We start from the raw sequence: 4164 nt of genomic DNA on the forward strand, positions 1-4164 counted from the left end.
ACGCCACACAGCACGAATCCCTCAGGTACGGCACCGCCGCGCTGAACGGCCTCGGCGAGAGGCTGCTCGGGCTGACGTCCTGGAACGAGCGGGAATCCGAAGCGCCGAAGGGGGAGCCGGTATGCGCAGTATCTGCCTGACCCTTCCCACCAACCGGCCGTGTGCCGCCACGATTTCGGCCGTCGGCCAGGAGGCGGATCACGCGGCCGTTCACTTGCGCTCCCGCTCCGCGTGAGCGCTGGCGGAACGCTGCGCGTTCCGCTGACCCGCCTTGCTGCGCAAGGCGGGTGACGTCCCGTCCGCTGCGCTCCCGGGACTGCCGGGCCTGCGGCCCCGTGGGTGGCTTCCGCTGCGCTCCAGCCACTGGGGGCGCTGCGCGCCCTGGGGGCCGGCCCCGCTGCGCGGGGCCGTCAACGGGCCTTCGGCCCGAGCGGCTAGAGGGAGGGGTGGTTGGGGTTCATGGCGTGGGTCTGGCTGAGTGTGAGGGGTGGGGGCGCTTGCTTGCGGGGGTTTCGCTGTATCGCGCCCCTCGGTGAGATGCAGCATGTAGTTTTGGCTGAAGCACGTGGGATCCTATGTTGCGGAGTGATGAAGTGCAAAGTGTTCTGGCGCTGCTTGGAGCAGTTCTCGGTGGAACTCTGGTTCTCTTGGGTGATCTCATTCGACGTAGAGTCGAAAGGCGCAAAGAGGAAGTGAATCGACTCGTAGAAGTAAGTGCGCGACTCTCCTCCATTTATAACCGGATGTGCGGGGAGATAATTGACGCTTTTATAGCTGGTGTAGCGGTGTCAGATCTGGCCACTGCAGACCCTCTCCGCTACGAAATAACGACCCAATTTTTCATGACCCCTGGTAGTGAGCAGCTCCGCTCTCAGGCTTCCCGTCTGACGGATGCGTACTACGGGCTTCGGGATTCATACGGGCAGGATTCGGCCTGGTTTGCAGCTCGCGATGAACACGGTTTGGCGGTGCGTGAGTTCGAAGCTGCTGTTCGTGCCATCCTCCACCGCAATCACATCTGACGTTCTGTTGGGTCTTCGTCATTGTCGAGGTTAGAGAGGTAAGGGGAGGTCTGTGATTCAGCTCAAGGAACACCAGGTAGACCAGAAGTCGAGTTTCCGAAAGTGGGTCGGATTCCCTGCAAGGTCATCTGTGCCGCCTCAGGGTGCCCGTGGCACGATCGTGTCAGCGACCGGGTCCGGGAAGACGGTCATGGCTGCTGCGTGTGCTCTGGACTGCTTCCCGGGCGGGCGGATCCTCGTCATGGTGCCCACCTTGGATCTGATTGTGCAGAGCGCTCAGTCCTGGCGTCGGGTCGGGCACCGAGCGCCCATGGTCGCGGTCTGCTCGGTGGACAAGGACGAGGTCCTGGAGCAGCTCGGAGTGCGTACCACGACCAACCCGATCCAGCTCGCGCTGTGGGCCCGGTCCGGGCCGGTGGTCGTGTTCGCCACGTATGCCTCTCTGGTGGACCGTGAGGACCCGGAGGATCCTTCGGGCCGGCGGACGGTACGGGGGCCGCTGGAGGCCGCGCTGGCGGGCGGGGAGCGGTTGTACGGCCAGCGGATGGCCCCGTTTGACCTGGCGATTTTGGATGAGGCGCACATGACGGCCGGGGACATGGGCCGGCCGTGGGCGGCGATCCACGACAACGCCCGCATCCCCATCGATTTCCGGCTCTATCTGACCGCCACCCCGCGCATCCTCGCCGCGCCCAGCCCGCAGCGCGGCCGGGACGGCCAGGAGCTGGTGATTGCGTCGATGGAGGAGGACAGCGCCACCTACGGCGCCAGGATTTTCGACCTCGGGCTGGCGGAAGCGGTGGAACGAGCGATCCTCGCGGGCTTCGAGATCGATGTGCTGGAGATCCGGGACCCCGACCCGATCCTGGCGCTGTCGGAGGACGCGCTGCGCGGCCGGCGCCTGGCGCTGCTCCAGGCCGCGCTGCTGGAGCACGCGGCGCAGATGAACCTGCACACCACCATGGTGTTCCACCAGCGGGTCGAGGAAGCCCGCGCGTTCGCCGAGCAGATGCCGGCGACCGCCGCGGAGCTGTACGCCACCGAAGCCTCCGAGGCCGCCCTGGCCGACACTGAGGAGCTGTCCGCCTCCTCGATCGACGCCGAGCTGTACGAGCTCGAGGACGGCCGCCACGTGCCCCCAGAGCGGGTGTGGGCCGACTGGCTGTGCGGCGACCACCCCATCGCCCACCGGCGCGAGGTGATCCACCGGTTCGCCAACGGCATCAACGCCGCCAACCGGCGCGTACACCGGGCGTTCCTCGCCTCGGTACGGGCCCTCGGGGTCGGTGTCGACATCACCGGACTGCGCGGCGTGGAGGCGGTGTGCATCGTCGGCTCACGCAGCTCCCAGGTCGACATCGTCCAGAACATCGGACGCGCCCTGCGCCCGAATCCGGACGGCAGCGTGAAGACGGCACGGATCATCATCCCGATCTTCCTGAAGCCCGGAGAAGACCCCAAGGACATGCTCGCCTCAGCCAGCTACCAGCCCCTGGTCGACATCCTCCAGGCGCTGCGCTCGCACTCGGAGCGCATGGTCGACCAGCTCGCTTCCCGCGCCCTGACCCGCGGCACCGAGCGCCGACGCCTCCACGTCCGCCCCGCCCCCGCAGCGGGAACCGACGGCGGTGACGGTGAGGAGACGAGCGAGGCGCAGCAGGAGGTCGACCGGGTCACCTCGATCGTGGTCAACTTCGCCCAGCCCCGCGACGCCGCCGACATCGCCGCCCTGACCCGCTGCCGCGTCATCCGCCCCCAGTCCCTGGTCTGGCTCGAGGGCTACCAGGCCCTCCTCCGCTGGCGAGCGGAAAAAGAGATCACCGGCCTGTACGCCGTCCCCTACGACGTCGAGACCGAGGTCGGGACGACGAAGGCGTTCCCCCTGGGGCGGTGGGTGCACCAGCAGCGCAAGGCGCTGCGCGCCGGAGAACTCGACCCCCACCGTAAGGAGCTCCTCGACGAGGCCGGGATGGTCTGGGAACCCGGCGAGGAAGCGTGGGAGAACAAACTCGCCACGCTGCGGTCGTACCGGCGGGCCACCGGACACCTCGCACCCCGCCAGGACGCCGCCTGGGATGACCCGGCTGGAGGGGGCCCTGTGCCGGTCGGGCAGCACATGGCCAACCTCCGCCGCAAGGGCGGCCTCGGGAAGGACCCCGAGCGGGCCGCCATGCGCGTGAAGCAGCTGACGGCGATCGACGAGGACTGGAACTGTTCCTGGCCGCTGGACTGGCAACGCCACTACCGCGTCCTCGCCGACCTCGCCGCCGACGAACCCGACGGCCACCTGCCCGACATCCAGCCAGGTGTGTTGATGGACGGCGACAACCTCGGACGCTGGCTCCAACAGCAGCGCAAGCCGGGCACCTGGGCGCAGCTGTCCGCCGAGCAGCAGGAGCGGCTCTCCGCACTGGGCGTACAGCCGCTCGAGGCCCCCTTTCCCGCCCCCGCGGCCACACGTGCGACGAAGGGCCCGAACAGGGCACAGCAGGCGTTCCAGCGCGGCCTGGCGGCCCTCGAGCAGTGGGTGGAACGGGAAGGCGCCCACCGGCCCGTCCCCCGCGGCCATGCTGAGGAGATCACGCTCGACGGCGAGGCGGCCCCTGCGACCGTGAAACTGGGTGTGTGGGTCTCCAACACCAAGACCCGCCGCGACAGACTCACCCCCGAACAGCGCGCCGCACTCCGGGAACTGGGCGTGGAGTGGGCATGACCGCCGTGGATGGTGGTGTCGTTCAGCGGGCCGTGTTCTCGGTGCGGATCATCCGGCGCAGGCTGGTGCGGGCAGCAATCAGGTCTTCTTCGAGGGCGGTGTTACGGGCGCGAAACGTGGCGTTCTCCGAGGCGGCTTCCTCCAGCCGGCGGGTGAGGTCCTGGTTCAGGGCGTTCAGCTGGTCTGCTCTGGCTGCTGTGTCGGGGGCGTGGATGGCATCGAGTTGCTGGCCGAGTTGGTGGCGCAGGGCTGCCTGGAGCCGGTCGCGTTCGTCGCGGAGTTCTTTGATTTCTTGCCGGGCGATTTCGAGTTCGGTGCGCAGGCTGAGGTGGGAGGGCGGGCTTGCCGTGGCAGAGGGCGGGGTGCTGTGGGCTTGGCGTAGTTGGGCTGCTTCGATGTGCTCGCGTACGCCGGGGGCATAGGTGAGCC

Annotated in this window: 4 protein-coding genes; 3 read left to right on the plus strand and 1 reads right to left on the minus strand. The window is 68.2% G+C overall.

Features of this window, described 5'->3' with window-relative positions; translation table 11 throughout:
- The first annotated feature begins 121 nt into the window (after positions 1-121).
- The 3 genes from ACFV5H_RS37675 (at position 122) to ACFV5H_RS37685 (ending at position 3735) form a co-directional block, all read left to right on the plus strand.
- Positions 122-235, plus strand: coding sequence for a DUF6271 family protein (locus tag ACFV5H_RS37675; RefSeq protein ID WP_385199171.1), 114 nt, complete (start codon positions 122-124; stop codon positions 233-235).
- Between the two features lie 358 nt (positions 236-593).
- Entirely contained in the window at positions 594-1022 is a 429-nt protein-coding gene (locus ACFV5H_RS37680; protein ID WP_385199172.1) for a hypothetical protein, read from the plus strand.
- A 52-nt stretch (positions 1023-1074) separates the two neighbouring features.
- The gene (locus ACFV5H_RS37685) at positions 1075-3735 is read left to right on the plus strand and encodes a Helicase associated domain protein (protein WP_385199173.1); all 2661 of its coding nucleotides are present in this window, start codon (positions 1075-1077) and stop codon (positions 3733-3735) included.
- A 22-nt stretch (positions 3736-3757) separates the two neighbouring features.
- Here ACFV5H_RS37685 and ACFV5H_RS37690 read toward each other — a convergent pair.
- On the minus strand, positions 3758-4164 hold a 407-nt coding region (locus ACFV5H_RS37690), incomplete at its 5' end, for a hypothetical protein (RefSeq protein ID WP_385199175.1).

The organism is Streptomyces sp. NPDC059787 (assembly GCF_042732315.1).
GTDB lineage: Bacteria > Actinomycetota > Actinomycetes > Streptomycetales > Streptomycetaceae > Streptomyces > Streptomyces atrovirens.